The following is a 21,634-nucleotide window of genomic DNA, read 5'->3' as shown; positions in this document are numbered from 1 at the left end:
AGTCATCAGCATCAACCGGCTCCGTCACCCGCAATCACTGCGCTCTCGCGCGGCTCGATGCGCCACATGGTCCAGGGTCGCCCAACCACACCGATCAGCGCACGACTATAAGCGTAAGCGAGCAAGAGCGACAACACGACGTAAACGAACAGACTGGCGGAAGCCATGAAGGCCTGAGGAAGATCCTGAAGGCTGCGCGCCAGATTCTGCGCCGACCATTGTCCCAGATCATCCAGGGCCGAAACCAGCGAGGCCATCGCTGCGACCGGGGCGCAGGGGAGATCGAATCGCGTACTCCCATAGCTAATGACCTCCTGCCAGCGCAGCCCAATGAAGTTTTCCTCGTTCGTGAACACGAGGACCAGGAGGGACTCCAACCACAGGAACAGGGTACTGACCCACATGGCCCAACGGCGGGCGGTCACATAGCGGTAAGGCTCACGCAACTGCCCGGCGAAAGCCCCGTAGAACCGCGGCAGCAACAGTGACACCAACAGGACGTCGGCGAACATCAACGACCAATGACGCGACGCAAAACTCAGCGCACTCACCATGAGGAGCAGGGCCAGCACGGCAGACGTGAGGATCTCGATGGCAACAAGCAGGTAGCGACGCTGTAACAACTGAAACAGGAAAGTGCGCGGCTCCAGGCACTCAGTGAGAAACACGCGTCGCTTTGCCAGCGCGCTCTCAATACCGGAGACGAACACGATAATGGAAAAAACGACCCATATCCCCAAGGTCGCCACGCAGCCGCTGCGATCGGCGATGAGGGACCACACCAGCAACAACAGCCACACGATGGTCATCGTCAACAGGCGCGGAATGTCGCTGTATGTCACTGAAGTAATCTCCGATCGCGGCCGATGGTGCATTGTAGTCCAGGGTGACTGGACTCCACTTGGAAAACGCGTACCGCGCGATCAGCCGAACCCACCCCTCTGCGCGACCGCCTGACAGCGCGGCGTCTACCAACTACCCAATACTGGATCGCGTGTGCCGCCGCCGTGAAGTTGTTCGCAGAAGCGCCGCACCGTGCCCGCTTCAGGAACGCTTAAAACCACTTCGGAAGCAGGATCAGCCCCCAGGTCAACACGGTCAACGCGAAACTCATGAAGACCGCGGCGGAGGCGATGTCTTTCGCGCGGGCAGACAGTTCGTGCCGCTCCATACCGACGCGGTCCACGTTGGCCTCAATGGCGGAGTTGAGCAGTTCCACGATGAGCACGATCAACAGGCAACCGACCAACAGCACGCGCTCGATCGGTGTTTCCCCCAGCCACAACCCGAGTGGGGCGAGAAACATTAAGAGGAATAACTCCTGACGGAAGGCTTCCTCCGCCTCGAAACAGACCTTGAACCCCGCCATGGAATAGCCGAAGGCGTAAATGAGCCGCCGCCAGCCCCGAACGTTCTGATTGGCCATACTATGTACAATTGGCTGAAGACCGCCACGCCAGATCCAATTGCCGCGCCGCGCGCACGTCGTCAAGCCGGCGCACCGGCATGGTATGAGGGGCGCCTTTCACCAGCTCCGGGTTGGTTCGCGCCTCCTCGCGAATGGCGATCAGCGCGGCGACGAAGTCGTCGAGTTCTTCCTTGGTCTCGGTCTCGGTCGGTTCGATCAACAGACACTCCGGCACCAGCAGCGGGAAATAGGTGGTCGGGGCATGGAAGCCATAATCGAGCAGGCGCTTGGCGAAGTCCATGGCGTTGACGCCCAGGTCGCGCGCCTCGCGCTTCATGGTGATGATGAACTCGTGGCTGGCGCGCCGTTGCGGGTAGGCGGCATCGAATCCCGCCGCTTTGAGCCGGGTCATCAGATAATTGGCATTGAGTGTCGAAAACTCGGAGACCCGCTTCATGCCCTCGCGCCCGAGCATCCGCGCATACACATAGGCGCGCAGCAGGATACCCATGTTGCCCCCGAAGGCGGTCAGCCGGCCGATGGACTGAGGCCGTTCGTGTTCACTCACCCAGCGATAGTCATCGCCGTCCTGGACAACCAGGGGCACCGGCAAAAAGGGCTCCAGGCGCTTGGAGACACCCACCGGACCAGCGCCTGGACCGCCGCCGCCGTGCGGGGTGGAAAAGGTCTTGTGCAGGTTCATATGAATGACGTCGAAGCCCATATCACCGGGCCGCACTTTGCCCAGGATGGCATTGAGGTTGGCCCCGTCATAATAGAGCAGCCCCCCGGCCGCGTGAACGATGCCCGCGATCTCCACAATATTGCGGTCAAAGACGCCGACCGTACTCGGATTGGTGAGCATGATGCCCGCGGTCTGGGGGCCGACCGCCTCACGCAGGGCCGCGATGTCCACGTCCCCGTTCGACCCGGTCGGGATCTCCCGTGCCACGAAACCACACATCACCGCTGAAGCGGGATTGGTGCCGTGGGCGGCGTCGGGCACCAGGATCTCGGTGCGGGCGCTGTCGTTGCGGGCGCGATGGTAGGCGCGAATCATGGCGACACCCGCGAACTCGCCCTGTGCCCCGGCAGACGGCGCCAAGGACACCGCATGCATCCCCGTGACCTCCTTGAGCATCTCCTGCAACTCGAACAAACAGGCCAGCAGCCCTTGGCCGTGGCTGTCCGGGGCCGCGGGGTGACGCGCCAGAAAGCCCGGCAGCATCGCCAGCGTATTGCAGGCCCGCGGGTTGTACTTCATGGTACAGGAGCCCAGCGGATAGAAGTGGGTGTCGATGGAGAAGTTCTTCTGCGACAGCCGGGTGTAGTGCCGCACCGCCTGCAGCTCCGAGACCTCCGGCAACACCAGCGGGGCAGCGCGGCGGGCGCTGACCGGAATGTCGGACACCTCTGCAGAATAGAGTGGCGCCTGAGCGGCGGCACGGCGGCCGGGTCGGGATTGTTCTTGGATCAGCATGTGCGGCTAGTTTCGGTTCGGTTGAGTACTGCGCAGACCACAGGACGCGGCAGGACCGATGAGGCCCATTGGCCTCACCGGTTATGCGAATGACTAGAGCGCGGCCAGTGCCGCGTCGTAGTCCGGCTCTTGGGTGATCTCCGGGACCAACTGCGTATAGACGACCTTGTTGCCGGCATCCAGCACCACGACGGCGCGGGCGGTGATGCCGGCAAGCGGCCCATCGGTGATCAGCACGCCATAGTCCTTTGCGAAATTGCGTGAGCGCATCATGGAGAGGCTCACGACATTGGTGATGCCCTCGGCGTCACAGAAGCGGCCCATGGCGAACGGCAGGTCGGCCGAAATGACCAGTGCGACCGCGTCGGTCTTGCCGGCCATGGCCTCGTTGAACTTCTTGGTGGACGCGGCGCAGACGCCGGTATCCAGGCTCGGAACGATGTTCAGCAGCTTCTTCTTCCCGGCGAAGTCAGCCAGGGTCTTGTCACCCAGGTCCTTGGCAACAAGCTGAAAGTCCGGGGCCTGGCTGCCGACGGCGGGCAGGTCGCCGGACAGGCTGACGGGATTACCTTGCAGGGCGGTCTTGGCCATATGTCATCTCCAGTGGTGGTTGGGTTGGCGGATCATTGATGGCGGGTCGCAAGTCTACGCAACACGGCTAGATTTTCGGCTCCACCGGGCACTTCGCCTGCGTCCTTGCGGCGATCACCCGAGCCAGCGTCGTCATGTAGCGCTGCATTTCCTCCTCGGTTCGCAACTCGGTTGCACAGACCAGAAGTGCCGGGTCCAGTTCCGGATAATCCGGACCCAGATCGAATCCGCCCAACACACCGTGGGCGGCCAGTGCATGCAACAAGTCCGCGGTCGGGGCGGGCAGACGCAGCACTTGTTCGTGGAACATGGGGCGATCGAACCGGGGTTCCACCCCAGGGATCTCGCACAGCAAGGCCGCAAGCCGGCGGGTATTGGCGTGACAGGCCGCAGCCACCCGCTCCAGACCCGCCGAACCCAGCAGCGCCAGATGAATGGTGGCGGCGGTGACCAGCAACCCCTGATTGGTACAGATGTTGGAAGTCGCCTTGCCGCGGCGGATATGCTGCTCTCGCGCCTGGAGTGTCAGGGTGAAGCCGGGCTTGCCCTCCAGATCCAGGGTACGGCCGACGATTCGCCCCGGCATCTGGCGCGTCAGGTCCTTTTTGCAGCAAAGAAAGCCCGCATAGGGCCCGCCGGAGGAGAGCGGCATCCCCAGCGGCTGGGCCTCACCGCAAGCGATGTCCGCACCCCGCTTGGGGCCGGCCGCGCCCCATTCCCCCGGTGCCTTGAGCAACGCCAGGGCAATCGGGTTCACCACGGCGATCACGAGTACATCCTGGGCGTGCGCCCAATCGGTCAACAGGTCCACGTCTTCGATCACACCGAAGAAATTCGGCTGATTGATGACGATCGCGGCAAAGCCGCCGTCACCGACCAGAGCGTCCAGCGCCGCGACCGGGGTATGCCCACCCTGGCGGTCGAAGGGGGCCTCGATGACCTCGATCCCCTGGGATTCGACGATCCCGCGCAAGACCCGCCGATAGGCCGGATGCAGGGCGCGCGGGACCAGCACCCGGTTCGACTTGGCCTTGCGGTTGGCGCGCACCGCCATCAGCACCGCCTCCGCCAGCGCCGAGGCTCCGTCGTAAAGTGAGGCATTCGACACGTCGAGCGCGGTCAGGGCCGTCATCATCGACTGGAATTCGTAGAGCAGTTGCAAGGTGCCCTGGCTCGCCTCCGCTTGATACGGCGTATAAGCGCTGTAGAACTCACCGCGGGAAGCGATCTGCCACACCGCCGCCGGGATGTGGTGGTCATAGGCCCCGGCGCCGATGAAGCAGAGCGGTTGGCCATCGGCACGGGCCCGGGCTTGCATCAACCGGGTAATATCCATTTCAGCCATCCCCGCGGGAATGGCGGCGAGTTCGCCGATGCGCAGTTCGCGCGGGATTTCGTCGAACAGGTCGTCGATGGTGGCGGCGCCGATCGCGCCGAGCATCGCGGCAACGTCTTCGTCGGTATGGGGTACGAAGGGCATGTCGGACTCAGACCTCCGCGTCCAGCACCGCCTGATAACCGGCGGCATCGAGCAAACCGCTGACGGCACCCGGATCGGCGACACGCAGGGTGAAGATCCAGCCGTCACCGTAGGCACTCTGATTGATGAGTTCCGGCGTGTCGGCGAGTGCCGCATTCACCTCGACCACCTCGCCCGCCAAGGGCGTATAGATATCAGACGCGGCCTTCACCGACTCGACCACGGCGCAACCGTCACCGGCATCCACCTGCCGGCCGACCTCCGGGGTCTCAACGAAGACGATGTCGCCCAGCGCCTCCTGGGCATGGTCGGTAATGCCGACCGTGGCGGTGCCGTCGCCATGGACCTTCACCCACTCGTGGGTCTTGGTGTAGTGAAGGTCAGCGTGGACTGCGCTCATGGTTCTCTCCCGGTATGGGCCGGCGGGGCCGGCCATCGCTGTAAATCCAAAACGATTTCAGTCAATCGCCTACAATGCCTGGGCCGGCTTGCCGTGACGCACGAAGGTGGTCTTGACCACCCGCGCCGGTACAGCCTTGCCGCGGATGTCGACCGCACAGGTCGCACCAAGCCCAGGCGCGACCCGCGCCAGCGCGATCGACCGCTCCAGGGTCGGCGCGAAGCCGCCGGAGGTGATTTCGCCGACCGGGCGCCCATCGCTCAAGACCTGCTGATGGCCGCGCAACACCCCCCGCCCGGTCAGCAACAGACCCACGAAGTCGCGTCGCGCCGGGTTGTCGCGCAGCGCGGTCAGGGCCTCGCGACCGATGAACCGACGCTCCGCGGGCTCCCACGCGATGGTCCAGCCGAGACCGGACTCCAGGGGACCAACGGTCTCGTCCATGTCCTGGCCGTAGAGGTTCATGCCGGCCTCCAGCCGCAGCGTGTCACGCGCACCCAAGCCGCAGGGCTGAATCCCGGCGGCGATCAGGCCCTGCCAGAGTTCCGGAGCATCCTCGGCTGGCAGTATGACCTCGAAGCCGTCCTCACCGGTATACCCCGTGCGGCCGACGAACCAGCGCGCCCCATCGGCGGCAAAAAACGGTGCTATCGCGAGGGCCGCGTCGCGGCAGTCGGCCGGCAGGAGGGCAGCGGCGACGGCACGCGCTTGCGGTCCCTGAATGGCGATCATCGCCAAGTCACGGCGACGGTCGATATGCACATCAAACCCCACCGCCTGCGCCTGCATCCAGTCGAGGTCTTTATCCGCGGTGCCGGCGTTGACCACCAGGCGGTAGCGCTCGGGACCCCGGTAGTAGCAGATCAGGTCATCCACGACTCCGCCCTGCTCGTTGAGCATGCAACTGTAGAGCGCCTTGCCGGGGTCTTTGAGTTTGACCACGTCATTGGCCAGGAGCCGGCGCAGAAACGCGCTGGCCCCGGAACCCGTGATATCCACCGGTTGCATGTGGGAGACGTCGAAAATCCCTGCCCGGCGACGCACCGCATGGTGTTCTTCAAGCTGGGAACCATAGTGCAGCGGCATGTCCCAACCGCCAAATGGCACAATGCGGGCATTGAGCCGCTCATGCTCAGCAAACAAGGGGGTACGCAATCCCATTCGACTCTCCTAAAGATCAGGCGGATCCGCCGCGAGGATCAAAACGACGCGACAGCACGGTGCCTAGGGGCACTGGGAACCCGTGGCATCGCCCCTCTGTCCTGGACCTGAGAGTTTGCGGCTCGGCGTGAAGCAACCCGGTTAGCGGGGCAAAGCACACCCCCAAGCAACGGATGATTCACGCGGGGCCGGCTGCCCCATCGGTGGGTTGCGGCCTGACGGGCAGACGGCAACCGCTCTCCAGAGTCGGTCTTGAGCCCCACGGTCCCTGATGCCTGAGCGATTCCGGGCGGTGTTGCGCCTTCGGCGCCGGGCCTTACAGCAGACTCAACTAAGGTCGATCGTCGCTGAAGATCCGGTCTCTCCCGCGGGGCATGACGCGAAGCGTGACTATACGGGCGCCGTGATTGAATTTCCAGCGACGGCTGACGCCTCACCCCCGGACCCGGACTCAAGGTTCGGACGATCCGGACGCCCCGGTCCCCGCGGCCTGCTCCTTGCGCTTGAATGCCGTGCCGCCGCAATCAGCGCACGGCGGGATGCGTCCGGCCTGCACAAAGTGAGTCTCGGCCCCGCACCGGTCGCACACCAGGGTACCGGGGCCGGTGACCTCTCCGGCCTGATACAGGCTGAACTGGCGGGCGTTCTCGGCCCACTGGGCGAGTTGCAGGCTGGTCTGGTCCGCCGCCCGCGCGAACATATCCATCATCCGCTGTTCCATCAACTCGAGGTCGAAGCGCCACCAGTCATGGATGTTCTGGCCGGTCTCGGCGATATAGGTCGCTGCATCCTCGACGTCCCGGCGCAAATACTCGGACACCTTGGTGGCCTCCTCCCGGGTCAACTCGCCGAGTTCCACCATATTGTCCCGCGCCATGTCCAGTAACTCCCGAAACCGGGGGACAGTCTCCTGCCCAGCCTGCCCCAGGGTCTCCTGGGTGTACTTGAGCATCTCCTCGTAGGCTTTCACCATCTTGTCGACTGGCGTCTCACCAGGCTGTTTCTGATCCGGATCGGTCATAGAGTGCTCCGTCTGGTTGGTCGGTGGAGATCCCGTCGCTCGCGGGGGCGCATTGTTGATCTTAGGCTTAGTTTGCGTGATGGAGCGGATTTCGCAACCAGCAAAGGTCGCGCATCCGCCCGTGCCCGGATTCAGGCACCGCCGATTCCGGCGCGGATCGCCGCGATCTGCGCCGGACTGTAGTCACGGGTCCGCTCCAGGTGGCCCCAGACCGGTTTAGGCCAGCACGCATCCGCCGGGTTCCGTCCGATCACATGGATGTGCAACTGCGACACCAGATTGCCGATCCAGGCGACGTTGACCCTGGCGCAGCCAAGGGAACCAACCAGATAATCGCTGACCCGCTTGCAGTCCGCCAGCACCGCGTCGCGCTGGGCGACGGGCAAGTCCAGCAGGTTGGCCAGATCAGTCTCCGGAACCAGGATGCACCAGGGAACGGCGGCGTTCTTGTGCAACAACAGATGCGTCGCGGGCAGCCGCCCCAGAGCATGGCAGTCAGCGAGGAGTTGGGGGTGAATGGCGAACATGGCCTTAGCTTCGGCGTGGGATTTCGGTGTGTGGGCCTTGATCATCAAGGTAGGCGAGAGCTTCCGCAAGCTGCGCCCCACGTACGCGATCTGGCTGCTGGGTCAAACCCTGTTACTGGCCCGAGGCACTGGCACCCGCCGCCTGGTTCTACCAGGACCGCGCCGACTTCGAGCTTATCCACGGCACCCTCACCGCCGCCCTGCCTCTGGCCCGGCAGGCACTGGATGCCGCCTGGCGCCTGACCGCGCCCGCCCGCCGGTCGCCCCTGCCCACGAGCGGCTCCTGGCCGCCGCGCAACTGCAACTGGCCGACTGTCTGGTCCCGCGCGGCCAGGCGGGCGACGCCGACCAGGCGCTTGGATTCTATCGACAAGCGCTGGAAGTCTTGGAGCGCCTGCTGGCCGCCACCCCGGACTCGGCGGCGAAGGCGCGGGGCGTCGTCGTCTCGCACGCCAAGCTCGCCGCTGAGCCGCTGGCACCACGCGCTAAACGCCGTTTGCCGTCGACAGCTCCGCCTGCCGCAGTACCAGCGCCGTCGCGCCTTCCGCCAGATCCGGCGGGTAGCCGTACTTTGCGAGCAAACGCCGGACGTTGCGCCGCAGCGCCGCCCGCACCGACTCGCGCTGCGTCCAGTCGAGCTTCGGCAGGCGGCGCACCATCTCGGTCAACTCGCGGGCCATCAGCCGTAACGTGTCGCTCTGTATCGCCTCGCGCGCCGAGGCGTTGTCGGCCAATGCGTCGTAGAAGGCGATCTCCTCGGCGCTGAGCCCCAGTGCCTCACCCTGCCGTTGCGCCTCGCGCAGGTCCCGCGCCAAGTCAATCAGACGGGCGATCATCTCCGCCGTCGTGATCGCTTTGTTGGTATAGCGCAGCAGCGCGTCTTCCAGCGCCTCGCGGAACTTGCGGCTGCGCACCAGGTTGCTGCGTTCGGTGCTGCGGATTTGGTCGTTCAACAGCTTGCGCAGTGTCTCCAGGGCTAGGTTCTTCTGCTGCAGGGCGGCCACGCGCGTAAGAAACTCGTCGCTCAGGATGTCCAACCGCGCCTCGTCCAGACCGGCCACCGCGAACAGATCGATCACGTCGTCCGCATCCACCGCCCCGCCGATCACCTGCCGCACCGCGGCGTCGATGTCGCGCTGCCGGGCGCGGCTGTCCGGACGATCACCGCCGTCCGCCAGCCGTTTGCGGATCATCGCCGCCGCGCGTTGGAAGAAGGCTAGGTGCGGTGCGATCCGCTCGGCCTCCGGCCGCGGTACGGCCAGCGCGAAGGCGGTCGCCAACTCCTTGATCAGCTTTTGAAAGCGCTTCCAGCCGTCATCCTGCCCCAGCACATGGTCGATGGCGCCAAGGTAGACGGTGAGCACGTCGCGCGGCGCGGCGTCGAGCGCTCGGGCGTAGTCGCAGCCGTGGAAGAAGTCACGCAGCGTCTCGAAGGCCGACTGCATCGCCGGCACCGCCTCATCCTGCACCAGCCGCACCGCCTGCCCGGTGCCGCCAGCGCGGCTGTAGGTGGCGAGCGCATCGGCCAGTTGGTCGGCGAGCCCGAGCAGGTCGACGATCAGCCCGCCGGGTTTGTCGCCCCAGACCCGGTTCACCCGCGCGATGGCCTGCATCAGATTGTGCCCGGCCAGCGGCTTGTCTAGATAAAGTGTATGGGCCGGCGGGCAGTCGAAGCCCGTCAGCCACATGTCGCAGACGATCACCAGCCGCAGATCATCCGCCGGGTCCTTGAAGCGCTCGGCCAGGCGCTTGCGCGCGGCCTTGGTGCGCACATGGCCGCGCAACGGCTCCGGGTCGTCCAAGCTGCCGGTGACGACCACCTTCATCGCCCCGCGTTCGTCGTCGGCATCGTGCCAGTCCGGGCGCAGCAGACGGATTTGCTCGTAGAGCCGGGCGGCGATGTCGCGGCTCATGGTCACCACCATCGCCTTGCCCTCCATGGCCGCGCGCCGTTTCTCCCAGTGCTCGACGATGAAGGCGGCCAGCCGCTCTAGGCGCTCCGGGGCGCCGACCAGCGACTCCAGCCGCACGCGGATGCGCTCGTCCGGGCTCGCGCCGTCGCGATCGGCGTTGACGACGTACTCCACCTCGTCCTCGGCCACCCGCGCGCCGTCCTCGTCCACCCGGAGCTTGACGATGCGCGACTCGTAATACAGCGGTCGGGTGGCGCCGTCCTCCACCGCCTGGCGGATATCGTAGACATCCGCGTAATCGCCGAAGACATGGATGGTGTTCTTGTCGTCGCGCTCCAGCGGCGTGCCGGTGAAGCCGACAAAGGTCGCGTTCGGCAGGGCCTCGCGCATCCAGCGCGCGCCGCCCTCGACGAAGCCGTACTGGCTGCGGTGGGCCTCGTCCGCCAGCACCACGATGTTGGCCCGGTCCGAGATCACGCCCTGGGCCTCGGTGAACTTCTGGATAGTCGTGAACACCACGCCGCCCGCGGCGCGGTCCAGCAGTTGCCGCAGGTGATCGCGGCTTTGGGCCTGCACCGGGTCCTGGCGCAGCAGCGCGCGACCGGCCGCGAAGGTGTCGAAGAGCTGATCGTCCAAGTCGTTGCGGTCGGTAATCACCACCAGCGTCGGATTGGCGAGATCCGGCTCGCGGATCAAAGCGCCTGCCAGCATCAGCATGGTCAGCGACTTGCCCGAACCCTGGGTGTGCCAGATGACCCCGCCGCGCCCGTCGCCCGCGGGCTTGAGGTGTGCGAGCACGCTTGCCCGCGCCTTGCGCAGGGCGCGGAACTGATGATACGCGGCGATCTTCTTGGCGATCGCGCCGCGCGCGTCCTCCTCGAAGAGGACGCAACTGCGCAGATAGTCCAGCAGTGCCCGCGGCTCGAAGAGCCCGCGGATCAGCGCCTCCAGCGTCGGTGCGTTGCCGCCGTCGTCCACGAGCGGTCGCCAGGGCATGAAGCGGCTGCGGTCGCTGGTGATGGAGCCGACCCGCGTCAGCATTCCGTCGGAGACCACCCGCACCAGGTTCGGGACGAAAAGCTCCGGCGCCCTGTCCTGATAGCGGTCGAGCTGCTCGATGGCAGCAGTGAGATCGGTTTGCGGATCGGCCGGGTCCTTCAGCTCGATGACTGCGATGGGCAGGCCGTTCAGGAACAGGATGAGGTCGAGTCGGATCGTCTTGCCCGATGATCCAATGACCGTTAGCTGGCGCACGACCAGCAGATCGTTGGCGAGCGGATCGTCGAAGTCCACCAGCCGGCAGCGTCCGCCGCGCGTCTCGCCGGTCTGCGGATCGCGGTATTCCACCTCGACGCCATCGGTCAGCAGCGTGTGAAACCAGCGGTTGTTCTGGATCAGCGTCGGATGGGGCGGGTGCGTGAGCGTGCGCACGACGCCTTCGACCGTCTCCTGAGGCAAGCCAGGATTCAGCCGTTTGAGCGCGCCGATAAGTACTGTCCCAAGGATTGACATTTGGCCTGGGTCGTAGTCGTCGGCCATATCCGCAGCCACCAGAACCCGAATGGGCACCACCTCGAACCATGCTGCCGCTGCAAGCTCGGCGGTCAGTTCATCCATCGTTTCCCTCCCGGAGAGTTTCACCTTCGGCAAAGTCGTCTTCGCCCTCCTCAGGGCGGTTTCTAAACTCCACAAGGCTCTTCCGATACGCCAACCTATCCTGGTTGTGGAGCGCTTGACTGGCGCTGATAGACACCTCTTCAATCACGAAGTCCGAATACTTGCCGTCCAGATATGCGTTAAAGTCGGCATGGACTGCAAATCTGAGATGGTTAATCGGATCACGCCCGATCTGCTCCTGATGCAACCTGAACATCAGGCCAATGGCAGCATCGACAGCGGTGGCAATAAGGATCGCGTAGTCGACCGACAACACGTTATCCAGTGCGTCCCGGCCATGCGGCCCCACCCCTTGGCTATTACGCACCTTGACTACGCCATCGACCAGAGAATTCAGGCCCCTGAGTATGCTGGCAACACCCTGCTCGGCTTCTTTGTCGTCCCGCTCTAGGGAGGTCAGTTCCAGTGTTTGGATTGCCTGCGACATCAGCCAGTTGGGGTTCGGATTGGGCGAAATCTCGATGCCGCGATCCGTCAAGATCGTGATGCAGACGGTTTCGAGCAGGCCACGGCAGTGTGTAAATGCGATGCCTGGCTCGCTCTTGATCGTTCGTTCGATAACTTCGACGGCTGATCGAAGCGAGACGGATGTAGGATACCGCTCGAATAATTGTCGGCAGCTAAGGAGTTCAAAGCTCCCTTCAAGACCGGCCATGCGACTCCCCGATTGCCTGTACGCGTACTTCTCCGGATAGGAGCTTTGGTAGCAGATAATCGCGCAGTCGGGCCAGCGTTCGCGACTCCACCATGACCTGGGCATACTGTTCGTAGAGCGGGCCGATAGCACGATCGGCGGCGTGTAATATATCGAGCGAAGGAACGACGACACGTGCCTCTTGGAGATGACCTCGTTTGATGTGCCCCATCGTGGTCGCCTTGCTTGCTGCAACGGCACGAAACCATGACAAGTGTTCTCGAATCCAGAGCAGGCAGAACCAACTCGGATAATGAGAAGAGGTGACTTTGAACAGGTGCTGATTCAAGGCGCCTTTGCCGCCAAACCAAAGCTCCACCTCAAGCGTCCCGGACCACGAAAAAATCAGGTCGCGATCGTTGATCACGTACTGCTCCGGCACGTCGCCATTCGCCCAGTCGGCCCCCTCGGTCGAACCCTTGCGAAGTTCGGCGATCTTGATGACGGGTAAGTCTTCCCCGTCTCCGCGCGGGGGATATTTCTGAAGCGCGAGACCGTTGAGGAAGGTTGCAATCGCTGCGATCGGCTTAAGGCTCCATCCTTCCGGTACCGGACTGATCTCGGAGTCTATTAGGCGGGCAGGCAGGGCGGCAAAGACCGGGTGGGGTATGGACGGGAAGGAGGTCGCGCCCGCGGCCTTGGCCTTCACCGGCTCGAAGTCCACGAACCAGGCGCGGAAGATCGCCCGTGCCAGCCGCTCCAGCGCTTGGGCCGTCCGCCGGTTCTGCTCGATCTTGTCGTCAAGCCCACCGATTATCTCGATGATAGTCGCTCGGACTCTCTCAGGTGCGAGGACTATTGGAAGTCGCCGCACGTCTCGCAGGTTAAGCGTCGCTTGGACGGTTGTCGTCGCCCAAGCTTTCATCAGCTCCTGCACTGCATCGGACCGAAGACAGTATGCGACCCATCGTGGATCAATGTCGGTCTTGACAGGAATAACGCCAATCGCCCTGGCCACGTTCCAGCCCCGCATTTCCGGTGGAACTACAGCGCATTCCCCAAGCGTCCCAACGAGCGAAAGAACAACTTCACCACCTCTCAAACGAGTGCGCTCGTAATTGGATTCGATGGCTGAAGAGACGCAAAGCATGTCTGCGCTGTCGATGCGCCCGTTCCTGACATTGTTTACGCGAACGATGGGTACGCCGCTCGCGTCATGCTGTCCAGGTTGTACAATGCCGTACGAAATCCCACGCGATGCTTCAACGAGTCGGTCAAGTGGGAAGCAATCCCATGCGTCAGGAACATCGAACGCGAGTTTCTGGCTCCCACGCTCCAGCGTGGGAGCACGTGGCGACGCTCCAGCGTTGGGTCTTCCATCTGGCGTAGTGCGGTCAGTTGAGACGGGCCGCTGGAGCGGCCCGACGACACTCCCACGCTGGAGCGTGGGAGCGAGAGGGTGAGGGTCGGGCTGGAGCTCAAGGGTGGTCGGCCGATCAGACATTACCCACCCCTTTCAGCCGCTCGCGTACCACCCCCATCAACCGCTCCCCTTCCACGAAGCACGTCTCCAGCTCCGCCAACAGCCGCGGGTATTTCTCCTCGAAGGGCTCGCCGTCTTCCTCCTGCTCCTCGGCGCCAACGTAGCGGCCGGGGGTGAGCACGAAGCCGTGCTTGCGGATGCCTTCGATGGTCTCTGCTTTGCAGAAGCCGGGGATGTCGCGGTAGGTCCAGTCGCCGTGTTCGGCGGCGTTCCACCAGGCGGGCGCGGGCTCGCCGCGCCATTGGCGGAAGGCGTAGACGATGCGGCCGATATCGGAGTCGGCGCCCGGGTCGCCGAGTCCGTCGGCGAGCAGGGTCTCGCCGTCGTCGCCGCCGGTTAGCACACGCAGGGTCCTGGTCTGCAGGGTGCCGAGCTTGCGGGCGTCGATGAATAGGGTCTCGCCGCGGCGGTCGCGTCCGCCGGACTTCAGGTTGCGGCCGGTCTTGTTGCGGGTCAGGAACCACAGGCAGGCGGGGATGCCGGTGGTGAGGAAGAGCTGGGCCGGCAGCGCGACGATGGCGTCCACCAGATCGGCCTCGCAGATGCGTTGGCGGATCTCGCCCTCGCCGCCGGATCCGGACGACAGCGAACCGTTGGCCATGACAAAGCCGGCGACCCCGCCGCCATGGCCGTTGGGCGGCGCCAGATGATGGATGAAGTGCTGAATCCAGGCATAGTTGGCGTTGCCGACGGGCGGCGTGCCGAAGCGCCAGCGCAGATCCTTCGCGAGCAGGCGGCCGGACCAGTCGGAGATGTTGAACGGCGGATTGGCGAGGATGTAGTCGGCCTTGAGATCCGGGTGCAGGTCGCGCAGGAAGGTGTCCGCGGGCTGGGAGCCCAAGTTGGCCTCAATGCCGCGGATGGCGAGGTTCATGTGCGCCAGGCGCCAGGTGGTGGGGTTGGACTCCTGGCCGAAGATGGAGATGTCGGTGGTCTGACCGCCGTGGGCCTCCACGAAGCGCTCGGATTGCACGAACATGCCGGCGGAGCCGCAGCAGGGGTCGTAGACGCGGCCCTGGTAAGGCTCCAGCATTTCGACCAGCAGCCGCACGATGCAGCGCGGCGTGAAGAACTCCCCGCCGAGTTTGCCCTCGGCCTGGGCGAACTTGCCGAGGAAGTATTCGTAGACGCGCCCCAGGGTGTCGCGGGCCTTCGCGCGGTCGCCCTTGAAGCCGATGTTGGCGATCACGTCGATCAGGCCCTTGAGCTTTTCAGGCGCGATGCCGCGGCGGGCATAGTCGCGCGGCAGCTTGCCCTTGAGATTGGGGTTATCCCGCTCGCAGGCGAGGATGGCGTCGTCGATCAGGGTCGCGATGTCGGGCCGGGTGGCCTGGTCTTGCAGGTTCTGCCAGCGTGCCTCGGGCGGCACCCAAAACACCCGCTCGGCGGTGTACTCGTCGCGGCTCTCAAGCAGGCCCGCCATTTGAGCGCCGACGATGCCTTCCGCTTCGAGCTCGGCCGTGAGTTCCTCGCGGCGGGCCGCGAAGGCATCGGAGATGTACTTCAGGAACAGCAGCCCCAGCACGACGTGCTTGTACTCGGCGGCGTCCACCTGGCCGCGCAGCGCGTCGGCCGATTTCCAAAGGGTGTCGGCGTAGGCCAGGTCGGTGTTGTTGTTGTCGTTGTCGTTGTTCGCCATGAGGATTCCTTATGGATCGCTGCTGCCGCGACGTGCCGAAATCTGCCGGGTTCCTGCCGCGCCTCGGCAAGCAGTCGATCCCCGTCGTTTGGCGGGAAGCCGCTCTCCGGAAGGTCTCCCTCCTGGTCGAACCGACGGTCCTGGAGCCCGATCCGTTCGCTGGCCTTAACGCGGGTGGGATTGGTGAAATTCCAAATGCGACAGCAGTCTAGCACGCAAGACCGGCATCATCGCCGTCAGCCACCACCTCAACACCCGCCTGCCGCGCCATCACCCGCTGCACAGTCGCCAGCATCTCCTCGCGCTTGAACGGCTTGGTCACATAGTCGTCCATGCCGGCGGCGAGGCACAACGCGCGGTCGCCGGCCATGGCGTTGGCGGTCATGGCGATCACCGGGATATGGCGCCCGACCAGTCGCGGCGCCAAGCCATCCGGCACCGCCTCCGGCCGCTCAGGGTCACGCCCGGTCTCCAGGGCGCGGATGATCCGTGTGGCCTCCAACCCGTCCATGTTAGGCATCTGCACGTCCATCATCACCAGCTCATAGTGATCCGCCGTCAAGGCGCGCAACGCGGCCTCACCATCCTCGGCCTCAGTCACCGGATGGTTGTCCTTCTCCAGGACCCGGCGCGCGATGACACTGTTGACGTGGTTGTCCTCGACCAACAGGATGCGGTAGATACCCTGGGGCCGCGGACTTGGTGCCGTCTCGGCGCGCGACTCCGCCAGCCGCCGGGCCTGCGCAAAGTCCTGCATGTGGGTGAGCAGTTCGCCGATGATGAGAGGTTCGTTGACACAGAGCACATGGCTGCCGTCCGCCAACCGGTCGGCTTCATCCTTGTCCGGCTCGGAGAGTGCGATCAGAGCCAAATCCGGCGGGACCGGGATCTCGCGCAGGAAGGTGAGGATGTCGGTGGTGGTGGCATCGCACAGGCACTTCTCCAGCACCACGATGCGGAACGGGTCATTCGACTGTGCCGCCGCCTTCAGCCGGGCATCCGCGTCGGGCGCGGTGTAAACACACTCTGATCGACAGCCCATCAGGCTCATGCGCTCGCACACCAGCCCCATGGCGACCTGATCGGTCCCGGCGATTAGCAGCCGCGGCGAACCCATGTCCGGGAACGGGCGTCCCTCGGCGCAGGACAAACGCACCGTGAAGTAGAAGCGGCTGCCCTGCCCCGGTGCGCTTTCCACCCACATGCGGCCATCCATCAACTGCGCGAGCCGCTCGGAGATGGAGAGCCCGAGCCCGGTACCCCCATGTTTACGGTAGATGGTCTCGTCCGCCTGGGTAAAGCGGGAGAAGATACCGACCTGACGCTCCCGATCGATGCCGATACCTGTGTCCGACACCTGGAAAAGCAGGGTGACGAAGCCGTCATGCGCGTCCGCCAATTCCGCATCAATGCGCACATGACCCGTCGACGTGAACTTGAAGGCGTTACCGACCAGATTGATCAGAATTTGGCGCAAGCGCAGTGCATCACCAACCGCCGCGCGCGGAACGCTCGGATCGATGCGGTAATAGAGCGCCACAGCGCTGCGCCGGCTGATGTCGGAGAAGGTCCGCACCACCTCCTCGATGACCTCGAACAAGTCGAATGCACATCGCTCCAACTGGACCTGCTGGGCCTCGATCTTGGAGAAGTCCAGGATGTCGTTGAGCAACCCGAGCAGGGCATTGGCCGAGTTCAGGATGGTCTTGACGTCATGGCGTTGCTTCGGCGCCAGATCGCTGTCCAGAACCAGCGACGTCATACCGATGATGGCATTCATCGGCGTGCGGATTTCGTGGCTCATATTGGCCAGAAACACCGACTTGGCATGATTGGCCGATTCCGCCGCATCGCGCGCGCGCTCCATGGCGGCCAGTTCCTCGCGCAGGCGTCGGCAGGTTCGCTCGATTGCAAACACGTCACGATACGCCAGCGCCAGAACCACGAGGATGACGCCCGCCGCCAACAACGCCTGGAACCCGCCGAAGCGCTGCCGTTGCGCCGCGCCGCGCACCCCGAGGTCGTGCAGTCGCTCCTGGCTGCTGCGAATCAAACGGTCAGCCTGTTCGCTCAATCGCTGGAAGGTCGGCGGGAGGCTACGAAGTAAATCATCCACCGCGGCGACGCGTTGCTCCTGCTCCTGACGATCGTCCGTCTCCATCGCCGCATCACGCGCGGCGAGCAGCCGGATCAGGGTGTTGGCCTGCTCCTCCAAGGCCGCGAGCTTCGGTTTGAGTTCGATCGCCTCGAGCACGTCCGGACCGAACGCATCGCCGGGATTGTAACTGAACACGGGGGCCGACCCCTGCGTTCCGTCCGGAGCAGTGGGATGACGGACGCTGACCTCACCACCCTCGTCCAATACCCGCAGCATGCCCCGAGTGTCCTCGACCAGCGACTGCAGGTTGCGCGCGATCGGCAGACGCGTCCGGGGAGTGCTGACCATCCGATAGACGGCCGTCTCGATGCGCACCAGGTTCTGGGCGACTTGCTCCCCGATCCTCACCCGCGCCTGAGCGTTCCGGATCTGCTGATCCAGCGCCTCCATCGAGCGGTTGAAGAAGAACGTGATCCCGACCAGGGCCAGGAGTCCGGCGAGCAAGATCCCCAGTGGGGCGATCAGCCGGACGCCATTGCCTTTGATCTTCATGATGTCTCCCAGTCGGTGCGTCGGCAACCGCCGGCCGCCGCGTCCAGCCAGGTCAGCCGGAACCACGCAGTTTAAGCGATTGCCGGAAAATCATGTACCAGATCGCAATCGTTCAAGCAGGTCAAGCAGGGGAGCCGCCTTATCCAGCGTCTCGCGATATTCGGCCTCGGGGTCCGAGTCCGCGACGATCCCGCCGCCGGCCCACAGGCGGGCGACGCCCTTTGAGTACACCAGGGTACGGATCACGATATTGGTATCCATGGCACCGTCGTGACCCAGATAGCCGATCGCCCCGCAGTAAATGCCGCGGCGCTGCGGTTCCAGCTCCTCGATCACCTCCATGGCCCGCCGCTTGGGCGCGCCGGTGATGGAGCCGCCGGGGAAACAGGCGCGCAACAGGTCGACCGCGGTGCGATCCTCCGCCAACTGGCCGCGGACCGTGCTGACCAAGTGATGCACCCGAGCAAACCGCTCCACCTTGAACAATTCAGGGACCTGGACACTGCCGATGGCACAGACCTTCCCCAGGTCGTTGCGCAGCAGGTCGACGATCATGACATTCTCCGCCCGATCCTTGGGACTGGATTGGAGGGCTTGCGCGAGCAGCCGGTCCTCGCTGGGATCGGCCCCGCGCGGCCGGGTACCCTTGATGGGGCGGGTCTCCACCGCACCGTCACGCACCCGCAAAAAACGTTCCGGGGATGAACACAGCACCTGACAGTCCGGAGTCGCCAGATAGGCGCTGAAGGGCGCCGGGTTGATAGCCCGCAGGTTCTGATAGGCTTGCCAGGGATCACCCTGCGCCGGTGCGGCGAAGCGCTGCGCGAGATTGACCTGATAGCAATCGCCTTCGCGCAAATAGTGCTGGATACGACCGACGGCGTGCAGATAGTGCCCACGGCTCAGATTGGAGCAGACCCGATCGAGCACGCGGAACGGGGCACGGGGCCGCGCCACCTGACGACCGGCAAGCACGGCGGCGAACAATGCCCGGTACTCGGCGAGACGGCCGGGATCCCGCGCCACCAACCGGGTGCACCGGTCTTCGTGGTCCACCACCAGGGCCCAATCGTAGATGCCGACCGCCATGTCCGGGGTGCCCTCGACATCCAGCGCCAGGCTCGGCAAGCACTCCAGACGACGTGCCAGATCATAGGCAAACCAGCCGATGGCGCCGCCGCTGAAAGGTAGACCCGAAACGCCGGGTCGCCGGGGTCCCAGCGCCTCCTGCACCAGACTGAAGGGGTCGGCCAGGGAGGTCCGCACCGCGCGTCCGGTGCGAACCTCGGTCAGCGGCCCGCGGGTCACCAGCCGAGTGCGCGGATCGGCGCTCAGGATGTCATAGCGGCCCTGAGTGCAAAAGGGTCGGCCGCTGTCGAGAAAGACCGGCCAGCGGCGGTCGACCACGGCCGCAAACAGTGGGGCACTGTCCGGTCGATACGGAAGATCGATGACCAATGGCACATCAGTCAGCGATGTCATGGAACCTCACCGATGGGACCACCACCTCCTCCCGCAACAAGCGGCCGGCAGCGCGCGTCCAGGGGCCAGCCTCGCAGGCTCAATATGGATGTCATGACCCAAGCCAGCGGGGCGGAGCGGAACAGCGGTCGGCGGGCGGCCGAACACCGGGGTCAGCCCCAGCCGAACCGCCCGCGGTCACCCGATCCGGATCACAGGTGGGCGGCGTAGGGATGGGCGATGCTGCCCTTCTTCTGCAACACCTCGGCGGCTTTGGGCTCGCCGGCCACGGCCCGCTTGATGGCTTCCTTGGTCGCCTGATAATTGAAATCCTGGATTTTAGCCTCGTCCTCCGCCTGCCAGTGCACAAAAACACCGACACAGATAAAGATATCGTCCGCCTCGGCAGCCGGGATGGTGCCGTCCTCCACGCAAGCGGCCACCGCCATCGCCACCGAAATCGTCCACGGTCATCCCATGGCCGTCGGCGTCGCGATGCACATTCCCCGGCTTGAGCGCGGCCAGTTCCAGACCACAGGCCGCCCGGTAGGCGTCGGCGATCAGCCGCCGCCGTAATGCAACGACTTCGTTCACTCGGGGGCTCGACTCGGAACGGCACGCATCACGACTCCTGCATCGTCCGCCGCGTTGCTGCCAGCAGGTCCACCGTCGCGCCCTGGTTGCGCCCGGCGACGACGCGATAGCGCAGCGCAGACAACGCGCCGAACCGTGCCTTGAGGCCCAGTTCCAGCCAGCGGGCCTGGTCCGGGTCCGCCACCAGGACGAATCCGGTAGGACCCCAGGAAGACTGCCCGCTGCCGACAAACCCCTGCTCCGCCGCCCAGTCCAGTGCGGCGGATACGGCCGGCGAGGCAAAACAGCCCCCCTGAACCGGAGCGAAATGACTGCCGACGGCGCGTTGAATCTGGCCGATGGCGTCAGCGACCGGCGGCAACCGGCCCTCGATCAGCCCCGGCACCAACTGCATCAGGAGCAGTCGGCACAGAGACCCAACCGTCGCGTCGGGAAAGACGGGCAGTGCATCAAAGGCCCGAACCTCCCGTTCGCCGTGCAACCCGCTGCCGCACGGGTCGAACAGCAACAGCAGCCGCCAATCCGCCGGAAACGGAAAACGCATCACGACCGGGGGCACGTGCCCCCGGTCGTGATGCGGCGCGCCGCGTCCGCAGTCGACGAGAAAGCCGCCCTGATCGAAGGCACCGACGCCGATGCCCGAACGCTGACCTCGCCCCAGCGCCCGAGCGATGGCTCGGCTATCCCAGGCCTCACCGTCGGCAGTCGGAGCCAGCAGCCGCTCCAACGCCGTACCGACCGCCAGGGCCAACTGGGTCCCGGAACCCAGGCCGGCATGATCGGGGATTGTCTCAACCAGTTGGAGATGAGCGCCGCCGGTCAGGCCCCGCGCCGCGGCAAAGGTACGGGCGTACGCGAGCGCCCGCTCCGCGTCAATCCCCTCCGCGCTGAATCCGTCCGCCCGCTCCGCGGTCAAGCGGGTGGCAAAGCCATCGATGGTGAGTCCCAGACTGCCAAACTGACGACCCAGACCGCCGTTGAGGTCCAGAAAACCAAGGTGCAGGCGGGCAGTGGCAGTCACGTCGACACGCGCAGACGGGCAGTGGATCATGTGATTGCCTCGCACTTGAATAGATCGCTCGACGGGATCGCTCGATGGCATTATTTGGTGGGATCAGGAGCACACCAGCAGGGCGTAGCACGTGAAACGGGCCAGAACAGCATCGAAACCGCGTTCACGGCAACCACCAGCGCGGACGGCAAGCACTGACTGTCTCGCCGAGTCACACCGGGGCACACCGGGGTTCGTTGGCTGGATCTGCAACGCGGGGATTATCCGCAAAAGACGGGCGCCTTTGCCATAGGCCGCAGCGTTTAGAGGAGATCCGGTTCAGAAATTGCATATTAAAGACAACCGTTTGCAATTTCTTGATATGTTACTGAACTCTGACAATACGGCGCTTTCGGCACTTGATAGATTAAGCGTTGTAAATTATAGGATTTGTCAGTTTTAGC

At 64.6% G+C, this 21,634-nt stretch carries 17 protein-coding genes, 1 pseudogene and 1 riboswitch; all 18 genes and pseudogenes read right to left on the bottom strand.

The genetic code is table 11. The features are described from left to right. Positions 1-11: 11 nt before the first annotated feature. Positions 12-842 carry a hypothetical protein gene (locus QZY03_RS29540; protein ID WP_295587564.1) on the bottom strand — a complete coding sequence of 277 codons (831 nt, stop codon included), beginning with the start codon at positions 840-842 and terminating at the stop codon, positions 12-14. A 212-nt stretch (positions 843-1,054) separates the two neighbouring features. Next, positions 1,055-1,426 carry a diacylglycerol kinase gene (locus QZY03_RS29535; RefSeq protein ID WP_020507713.1) on the bottom strand — a complete coding sequence of 124 codons (372 nt, stop codon included), beginning with the start codon at positions 1,424-1,426 and terminating at the stop codon, positions 1,055-1,057. 1 nt (position 1,427) lies between these two features. After that, on the bottom strand, positions 1,428-2,888 hold the full coding sequence (gene gcvPB / locus QZY03_RS29530; RefSeq protein WP_295587561.1) for an aminomethyl-transferring glycine dehydrogenase subunit GcvPB: 1,461 nt from the start codon (positions 2,886-2,888) through the stop codon (positions 1,428-1,430). 93 nt (positions 2,889-2,981) lie between these two features. After that, positions 2,982-3,479, bottom strand: a complete 498-nt coding sequence (gene tpx / locus QZY03_RS29525) for a thiol peroxidase (RefSeq protein WP_295587559.1) — start codon at positions 3,477-3,479, stop codon at positions 2,982-2,984. A 67-nt stretch (positions 3,480-3,546) separates the two neighbouring features. After that, complete coding sequence (gene gcvPA / locus QZY03_RS29520) at positions 3,547-4,959, bottom strand: aminomethyl-transferring glycine dehydrogenase subunit GcvPA (RefSeq protein ID WP_295587556.1); 1,413 nt, start codon at positions 4,957-4,959, stop codon at positions 3,547-3,549. A 7-nt stretch (positions 4,960-4,966) separates the two neighbouring features. Beyond that, positions 4,967-5,359 carry a glycine cleavage system protein GcvH gene (gcvH, locus tag QZY03_RS29515; RefSeq protein WP_295587554.1) on the bottom strand — a complete coding sequence of 131 codons (393 nt, stop codon included), beginning with the start codon at positions 5,357-5,359 and terminating at the stop codon, positions 4,967-4,969. A gap of 69 nt (positions 5,360-5,428) precedes the next feature. After that, on the bottom strand, positions 5,429-6,520 hold the full coding sequence (gene gcvT / locus QZY03_RS29510; RefSeq protein WP_295587553.1) for a glycine cleavage system aminomethyltransferase GcvT: 1,092 nt from the start codon (positions 6,518-6,520) through the stop codon (positions 5,429-5,431). Positions 6,521-6,772: 252 nt separating this feature from the next. Next, a riboswitch (glycine riboswitch) is annotated at positions 6,773-6,898 on the bottom strand. Between the two features lie 73 nt (positions 6,899-6,971). Beyond that, a complete protein-coding gene (locus tag QZY03_RS29505; RefSeq protein ID WP_295587551.1) occupies positions 6,972-7,541 on the bottom strand; it encodes a zinc ribbon-containing protein in 570 nt (189 codons plus the stop codon). A 131-nt stretch (positions 7,542-7,672) separates the two neighbouring features. After that, the gene (locus tag QZY03_RS29500) at positions 7,673-8,068 is read right to left on the bottom strand and encodes an HIT family protein (protein WP_295587549.1); all 396 of its coding nucleotides are present in this window, start codon (positions 8,066-8,068) and stop codon (positions 7,673-7,675) included. A 485-nt stretch (positions 8,069-8,553) separates the two neighbouring features. Then, complete coding sequence (locus QZY03_RS29495) at positions 8,554-11,598, bottom strand: type I restriction endonuclease subunit R (RefSeq protein WP_295587547.1); 3,045 nt, start codon at positions 11,596-11,598, stop codon at positions 8,554-8,556. After that, positions 11,591-12,313 (bottom strand): abortive infection family protein, encoded by a 723-nt coding sequence (locus QZY03_RS29490; RefSeq protein ID WP_295587545.1) that lies wholly within the window; start codon positions 12,311-12,313, stop codon positions 11,591-11,593. Before QZY03_RS29490 ends, QZY03_RS29495 begins: the two co-directional genes overlap by 8 nt. Then, a complete protein-coding gene (locus QZY03_RS29485) occupies positions 12,300-13,217 on the bottom strand; it encodes a hypothetical protein (protein ID WP_295587543.1) in 918 nt (305 codons plus the stop codon). The genes QZY03_RS29490 and QZY03_RS29485 overlap by 14 nt, the downstream gene beginning before the upstream one ends. A gap of 571 nt (positions 13,218-13,788) precedes the next feature. Then, positions 13,789-15,474, bottom strand: coding sequence for a class I SAM-dependent DNA methyltransferase (locus QZY03_RS29480; RefSeq protein WP_295587541.1), 1,686 nt, complete (start codon positions 15,472-15,474; stop codon positions 13,789-13,791). A 208-nt stretch (positions 15,475-15,682) separates the two neighbouring features. Next, positions 15,683-18,124, bottom strand: coding sequence for an ATP-binding protein (locus tag QZY03_RS29475; RefSeq protein WP_295587539.1), 2,442 nt, complete (start codon positions 18,122-18,124; stop codon positions 15,683-15,685). Positions 18,125-18,214: 90 nt separating this feature from the next. After that, positions 18,215-19,606, bottom strand: coding sequence for an aminodeoxychorismate synthase, component I (pabB, locus tag QZY03_RS29470; protein ID WP_295587537.1), 1,392 nt, complete (start codon positions 19,604-19,606; stop codon positions 18,215-18,217). A 191-nt stretch (positions 19,607-19,797) separates the two neighbouring features. Then, positions 19,798-20,043: pseudogene (locus tag QZY03_RS29465) on the bottom strand (formaldehyde-activating enzyme); the annotation flags it as partial. After that, positions 19,925-20,179 (bottom strand): triphosphoribosyl-dephospho-CoA synthase, encoded by a 255-nt coding sequence (locus QZY03_RS29460; RefSeq protein ID WP_295587533.1) that lies wholly within the window; start codon positions 20,177-20,179, stop codon positions 19,925-19,927. The gene QZY03_RS29460 and the pseudogene QZY03_RS29465, both read right to left, overlap by 119 nt. Before the next feature lie 28 nt (positions 20,180-20,207). Then, positions 20,208-21,200, bottom strand: coding sequence for a beta-ribofuranosylaminobenzene 5'-phosphate synthase family protein (locus tag QZY03_RS29455; protein WP_295587531.1), 993 nt, complete (start codon positions 21,198-21,200; stop codon positions 20,208-20,210). Between the last annotated feature and the right edge of the window lie 434 nt (positions 21,201-21,634).

The sequence above is a fragment of the uncultured Lamprocystis sp. genome (assembly GCF_903933125.1).
Taxonomy (GTDB): domain Bacteria; phylum Pseudomonadota; class Gammaproteobacteria; order Chromatiales; family Chromatiaceae; genus Thiodictyon.
The sequence above is the reverse complement of the archived record's forward strand: the minus strand, read 5'-3'. Positions and strand labels throughout refer to the sequence as shown.

Coding starts and splice junctions, on each gene's coding strand:
- QZY03_RS29535 (WP_020507713.1), bottom strand. CDS start 1,426: ATGGCCAATCAGAACGTTCGGGGCTGGCGGCGGCTCATTTACGCCTTC.
- gcvPB (WP_295587561.1), bottom strand. CDS start 2,888: ATGCTGATCCAAGAACAATCCCGACCCGGCCGCCGTGCCGCCGCTCAG.
- tpx (WP_295587559.1), bottom strand. CDS start 3,479: ATGGCCAAGACCGCCCTGCAAGGTAATCCCGTCAGCCTGTCCGGCGAC.
- gcvPA (WP_295587556.1), bottom strand. CDS start 4,959: ATGCCCTTCGTACCCCATACCGACGAAGACGTTGCCGCGATGCTCGGC.
- gcvH (WP_295587554.1), bottom strand. CDS start 5,359: ATGAGCGCAGTCCACGCTGACCTTCACTACACCAAGACCCACGAGTGG.
- gcvT (WP_295587553.1), bottom strand. CDS start 6,520: ATGGGATTGCGTACCCCCTTGTTTGCTGAGCATGAGCGGCTCAATGCC.
- QZY03_RS29505 (WP_295587551.1), bottom strand. CDS start 7,541: ATGACCGATCCGGATCAGAAACAGCCTGGTGAGACGCCAGTCGACAAG.
- QZY03_RS29500 (WP_295587549.1), bottom strand. CDS start 8,068: ATGTTCGCCATTCACCCCCAACTCCTCGCTGACTGCCATGCTCTGGGG.
- QZY03_RS29495 (WP_295587547.1), bottom strand. CDS start 11,598: ATGGATGAACTGACCGCCGAGCTTGCAGCGGCAGCATGGTTCGAGGTG.
- QZY03_RS29490 (WP_295587545.1), bottom strand. CDS start 12,313: ATGGCCGGTCTTGAAGGGAGCTTTGAACTCCTTAGCTGCCGACAATTA.
- QZY03_RS29485 (WP_295587543.1), bottom strand. CDS start 13,217: ATGAAAGCTTGGGCGACGACAACCGTCCAAGCGACGCTTAACCTGCGA.
- QZY03_RS29480 (WP_295587541.1), bottom strand. CDS start 15,474: ATGGCGAACAACGACAACGACAACAACAACACCGACCTGGCCTACGCC.
- QZY03_RS29475 (WP_295587539.1), bottom strand. CDS start 18,124: ATGAAGATCAAAGGCAATGGCGTCCGGCTGATCGCCCCACTGGGGATC.
- pabB (WP_295587537.1), bottom strand. CDS start 19,606: ATGACATCGCTGACTGATGTGCCATTGGTCATCGATCTTCCGTATCGA.